Source organism: Citrobacter sp. Cb004, from assembly GCF_030337065.1.
Taxonomy (GTDB): Bacteria; Pseudomonadota; Gammaproteobacteria; order Enterobacterales; family Enterobacteriaceae; genus Citrobacter; species Citrobacter braakii.
The window spans coordinates 1-254 of the sequence record NZ_JAOWCH010000002.1 but is presented as its reverse complement, the minus strand read 5'-3'; the positions used below and the strand labels follow the sequence as shown (position 1 = coordinate 254).

The 254-nt window shown below is 40.9% G+C and carries 1 pseudogene; it reads right to left on the bottom strand.

Features of this window, described 5'->3' with window-relative positions:
- Nucleotides 1–254 (bottom strand): annotated as a pseudogene (locus tag OGV65_RS00010) (quinone-dependent dihydroorotate dehydrogenase); the annotation flags it as partial.

Genomic DNA, 254 nt, shown 5'->3' with positions numbered 1-254 from the left:
GGTGAAGAGATATTAATCGCGATATAACCAGCATAAGCATAGACTTTTTCCATACAAATCAGATAGTCATCTTTGCCGTTCTCTACCGGAGTATCTTTATTCTTACCAATATTAATCCCCAGAATACCGTCAAAATGCGATTTTTTAACGTTCTCAACCAGGTTATCAACCCCGAGGTTATTAAACCCCATGCGGTTGATCAAACCTTCTGCATCGACCAGACGAAACAGACGTGGTTTATCATTACCCGGCTG